Raw genomic sequence first — 5,320 nt, forward strand, 5'->3', positions numbered from 1 at the left:
GAACCCCTGCGGCCAGCGCAGTCCCTCCAGGTAGCTCAAGCAGGTGTCCTCACTGCGGAACCAATCCAGAAATTCGTTCCAGTTCCGGGGATAGTCTTTACCCGCCTCGGGACCTGCGATATGCTGGATGCCCATCCAGTATTTCCGGTGGTTCTGGAGCTAAGAGGATACCCCTTATATCCGTACAGACGACGTTTCAACATGACGCACGACGACCTGCTGGGTGAAGCTGCGTCCCCGCAGCCCGTGGGCCGGAGCGGCAACGTGCGCGTGGGTCTGTGCAGTTGGAGCGACCCGTCGCTCATCAAGAGCAAGGCGTTCTACCCGCGTGGCGCGGGCACGCCTGAAGGCCGGCTGCGCTTCTACGCGCAGAATTTTCCGGTCGTCGAGGTCGACAGCAGCTTCTATGCGCTGCCCGACCCGGCGAACTCGGTGCGCTGGGTGGCGCGCACGCCGGCCAACTTCCGCTTCAACCTCAAGGCCTTCCGCCTGCTCACCGGGCACCAGACGCCGCCGCAGGTCTTCCCGCCCGACATCGCCGCGGCGCTGCCGCCGTTGAAGGCGCGCCAGCGCAATCACTACTACGCCGACTTGCCCGACGAGATCGTCGACGAGGTCTGGCGGCGTTTCATCACCGCGATCGCGCCGCTGAAGGACGCCGGCAAGCTGCTCGCGGTGCACTTCCAGTTCGCGCCCTGGGTCAGCCACACGGCGAGGTGGCGCGCGCATGTCGAGGCCTGTGTGCAGCGCATGGCCGGCCATCTGGTGGCGATCGAGTTCCGCAACGCCAGCTGGTTCAGCGACGGGCGCGTCGACGACACGCTGGCCTGGCTGCGCGAGCTGCGTGTGGTGCACACCATCGTCGACGAGCCGCAGGGCGTGGGCAACTATGCCCAAGGCATCTGGGAAGTCACCCATCCTGAGCTGGCCGTGGTGCGCCTGCACGGACGCAATGCCGAGACCTGGGACGCGAAGGGCCTGAGCGCGTCGTCGGACCGCTTCAACTACGAGTACGGCGATGCCGAGCTCGATGAGTTGAGCCGCGGCATCGATGCGCTGGCCGACCGGGTGTTCGACGTCGTCGTGCTGCTCAACGTCAACTACGAAGACCAGGGTGTGCGGGCGGCGCAGGCGCTGCAGCGCAGGCAGCGCCGGCTGATGGACCGGCCCCTGACGGGCGGGTGAGACGGGTGAACAGCGGCGTGCACAGCGGCGTGGCCAACTTCGAGCACAGCGAACCCGCCGCGCCCGGCGATCCGTTCGCCGACCTGAACCCGGCCCAGCGCGAGGCCGTCGAGCACGGCATCGGTGCCGAGAACGCCGCGCCGCTGCTGGTCATCGCCGGGGCCGGCAGCGGCAAGACCAAGACACTTGCCGCGCGCGTGGCGTGCCTGGTGTGCAGTGGGGCCGACCCGCAACGCCTGCTGCTGCTGACGTTCTCGCGGCGTGCCGCGCGCGAGATGGTGGCACGCGCCGGCGGCATGCTGCACGTGGCGCTGCGCCTGCCGGCCAGCACGGCCGCGCCGGTGCTGCCCTGGGCCGGCACTTTCCACGGCGTCGGCGCGCGGCTGCTGCGCCAGTACGCTGGCCGCATCGGCCTGAGCGACAGCTTCAGCATCCTCGATCGCGGCGATGCCGAAGACCTGATGGCGCTGGCGCGGCAGGCCTGCGGCCTGGCCGAGGCCGGCAAGCGCTTCCCGATGAAGGGCACCTGCCTCGCGATTTACTCGTGTGTGGTCAACCGTCAGGCCTCGCTGCCGGAGGTGCTGCAGGAGAATTTCCCGTGGTGCGCCGACTGGCACGACGAACTGCGGCGCCTGTTCGCCGCCTACGCCGCGGAGAAGCAGCGGCAGCAGGTGCTGGACTACGACGACCTGCTGCTCTACTGGGCCGGCATGATGGCCGAGCCCGCGCTGGCCGAGCCCATCGCCGCGCGTTTCGATCATGTGCTGGTCGACGAGTACCAGGATACGAACCGCCTGCAGGCGACGATCCTGAATGCCCTCAAGCCCGATGGCCACGGCCTGACGGTGGTCGGCGACGACGCGCAGTCGATCTACTCGTTCCGTGCTGCCGAGGTGCGCAACATCCTGGAGTTCCCGCAGCAGTTCGCCGTGCCGGCGCGCGTGGTCACGCTGGAGCGCAACTACCGGTCGACACAACCGATCCTCGCCGCATCGAACGCGGTCATCGCGCAGGCGGTCGAGCGCTTCACGAAGGACCTGTGGACGGACCGGATGTCGTCGGAGAAGCCGGCGCTGGTCACGGTCGAGGACGAGGCCGCGCAGGCGCGCTGGGTGGCCGAGCGGATCCTGGCCCACCGCGAGCAGGGGTTGCGGCTGAAACGCCAGGCGGTGCTGTTCCGGGCCTCGCACCACAGCGCGATGCTCGAGCTGGAGCTGACACGGCGCAACATCCCCTTCGTCAAGTTCGGCGGCCTGAAGTTTCTCGAAGCGGCGCACGTCAAGGACATGCTGTCCGTGCTGCGCTGGGCCGAGAACCCGCGCAACCGCCTGGCGGGCCACCGAGTGGCGCTGCTGGTCGCCGGCATCGGCCCGGCGAGCGCACGGCGGCTGATGGATGCGATGGACGCATCGGCCGCGCCGCGCGAGGCGCTGGCGTCGTTCGCGCCACCGCCGGCGGCGCAAGAGGCCTGGCAGGCACTGGCAACACTCGTGCAGGCGCTGCAGGCCACGCCGGAGTGGCCGGCGGAACTGCAGCAGGTGCAGGCGTGGTACCGGCCGCAGTTGGACAGGCTCTACGACGATGCGCGCGTTCGGCAGGCTGACCTGACGCAGCTGACCCAGATCGCCCGAGGCTACGCCAGCCGGGAGAAGTTTCTGACCGAGCTGGCGCTGGATCCACCCCAGTCGACGAGCGACGAAGCTGGCGCGCCGCACCTCGACGAGGACTACCTGGTGCTCTCGACGATCCACTCGGCGAAGGGCCAGGAGTGGCAGTCGGTCCACGTGCTGAACGTGGTGGACGGCTGCATCCCGGGCGACATGGCGACGGGCCACGCCGCGCAGATCGAGGAAGAGCGCCGACTGCTCTACGTCGCGATGACACGCGCGCGGCAGCATCTGCATCTGCTGGTGCCGCAACGCTTCTACGTGACGCAGCAGAGACCCTTCGGCGACCGGCACATGTACGCCTCGCTGACGCGCTTCATCCCGCCGGCCATGGCCGACCTGTTCGACCCGGTCGCGCCTGCGGTGCGGGCCACGCCGGACGGCGTGGTCGAGGCATCTGTGCCGGCGGTCGACCTGCGCGGGCGAATCGGGTCGATGTGGCAGTAGCTTCCTGGCCTCCAGCCTGCGACCGGTTGATTGACTCCTTGTTCCGGGGCCGCAGCCAGGGCTGCTTCGGCCGCGCGCTGGTACTGGTGAATGGCCGGTGCGGAGCAGTTCAGCCTGGTCAAGAACTTGAGCGCGGCTTGATCTCGCGGCGACAGAAGCGCGCGTGGATTTTCAAGATTTGGACTACCAGCAAGCCGCCGGTCTTGGGTACCGCCAATCGGCCAAGGGAGCCCGCCGCCACTGGCAGCTCTCTGGCATCGCGCTTGGCCACGATAACGCTGGCGGTGGGTCTGACTGCTGGGGCGTTCGGAACACCCACGTTCTCGCGTTCAGAAGAAGGGCACGTGCCGGGCTTCTGTTTGGGCTGTCCACACGGCGAGTGTCCTCGTCTGTTTAGGGTTGTCCAACACCTGCCCTCAGGGCGGTGCTATGCGTGTGTCCGTGGCGTGCGACGGGCAGGTATCGGACAACCCTAAACAATGGCTGCCGTTGATGACCGGCAGCTTGATGACACCTCCGCCAAACGTGGCGCCCAGTGCCGGGTTGCGCCCCAATAGGAGCAACCCGCTGCGCGTCATCGTTCAGCCCCTGCTCAGCGTGGCCCTACCACCGCGAATGCAGCGCCCTGCGGGTCCAAGCCCAGCACGATCCAGCTGCCGCCAGGTACCTGGTGTGGGCCCATCAGCACCTGTCCGCCGCCGGTGGTGATTCGCGCCAACGAAGTGTCCACGCTGGCCACGTTGATGTAGTACAGCCAGTAGGGCCGCGGTGCATCGGGCTGCTTCAGCACCATGCCGCCGTCGGCGTTGTCGCCCTGGGCACCGGTGGCGAACAGCTGGTAGACACCATTGGGTCCCATGTGCATGGTCTCGCCCTTGCGCCAGCCGAACAATTCGCCATAGAAGGCCAACGCACCGTCGAGGCTGGTCGTGTGCAGTTCGTGCCATCCGATGTGACCGGGCGTACCCGGCGCGGGCGGCGGGGGTGGCTCCATGCCCTCGGACGGCGTGCCCTTGAACAAAGACAGCACTGCGCCCTGCGGGTCGCACACGATCGAGAAACGGCCGACGCCCGGGATGTCCTGCGGCGGCACGACCACCTGACCGCCCAGGCGCTGCGTCTGCGCAGCGGCGGCGTCCACGTCGTCCACGGCCACATAGCCGGTCCACCCCGGGCAGGCGCCGCCGGCCTGCATCTCGTCGGACAACACCATCATGCCGCCCACCGCATGGTCCGCCGGGCCGATCATCGTGTACTGCATGCCCGGCATGCCGGCGTCGCGCGGCACCCAGCCGGTGACGCTGGCGTAGAAGGTCTCAGCTGCCTTCAGGTCGGTGGTGTTCAGCTCGAACCAGACATGCTTGCCCTTGAAATCGGTCATCACACTACTCCTGGGGATGGTTGGGCCGACGATTGCAGCATGACCGCTTGACGGCGGCAAGACTGACAGGCAAGCCTGGCCTCTGGCGCGTCCCAGGGCGCTGGACCGTGCAGTTGTGCCGTGAACCGAGCTACCGACAATGCCCGGTGTATCGCCGCTGATGGGCGGCCATCCCTCGCGCAATACGATCAGGCCGGCGATGCCGGCGCCCATCACGAGGAGACTGTGGCATGCGGGGTTGTGGGCTTGCCGTGACGAACCACGCTACCACGACGTCGCCGTCAAGGTCTGCGCACTCGCGGGGCAAGCGCTTGCGGCCTGCGGCCGTCTTCGAACCCTGACTGCTGCGCTGCGTCGTGGTGCTCCGGTCTCGGGCAATCCCGCCCGACACAGACCGGAGTTCGCCATGTCGCTGTCTTCCACTTCTTCCGTTGCCGCTGTTGCTTCCGTTGCGCTGCTAGTGCGCGATGTCGATGGCCAGTACGGTCCTTCTCGTGCCGACGAGGTGCTGCAGCAGGCGCGGCGCGTGTTGTCGCATCGGGTCCGGCGCGGTGCCACGATGTCATCGCCGCAAGCGGTGAAGGAGTGCTTGCGGGTCGAGATCGGGGTGCTGGAGCACGAGGTGTTCTGCGTGCTCTTC

The 5,320-nt window shown here is 67.9% G+C and carries 3 protein-coding genes and 1 pseudogene; 3 read left to right on the top strand and 1 reads right to left on the bottom strand.

The annotated features are described in order from the left end of the window. Window positions 1-201: 201 nt before the first annotated feature. Both VLK61_RS23415 and VLK61_RS23420 read left to right on the top strand, forming a co-directional pair. On the top strand, window positions 202-1,185 hold the full coding sequence (locus VLK61_RS23415) for a DUF72 domain-containing protein (protein ID WP_325424492.1): 984 nt from the start codon (window positions 202-204) through the stop codon (window positions 1,183-1,185). Window positions 1,186-1,214: 29 nt separating this feature from the next. Further along, complete coding sequence (locus VLK61_RS23420) at window positions 1,215-3,299, top strand: ATP-dependent helicase (protein ID WP_325424495.1); 2,085 nt, start codon at window positions 1,215-1,217, stop codon at window positions 3,297-3,299. A gap of 592 nt (window positions 3,300-3,891) precedes the next feature. Here the strand turns inward: VLK61_RS23420 and VLK61_RS23425 are convergent. Next, the gene (locus VLK61_RS23425; RefSeq protein ID WP_325424493.1) at window positions 3,892-4,680 is read right to left on the bottom strand and encodes a VOC family protein; all 789 of its coding nucleotides are present in this window, start codon (window positions 4,678-4,680) and stop codon (window positions 3,892-3,894) included. 406 nt (window positions 4,681-5,086) lie between these two features. Here VLK61_RS23425 and VLK61_RS23430 point away from each other — a divergent pair. Then, window positions 5,087-5,320 (top strand): annotated as a pseudogene (locus VLK61_RS23430) (DNA repair protein); the annotation flags it as partial.

Origin of the sequence: Aquabacterium sp., from assembly GCF_035476535.1 — a bacterium.
Lineage (GTDB): Bacteria > Pseudomonadota > Gammaproteobacteria > Burkholderiales > Burkholderiaceae_C > Pseudaquabacterium.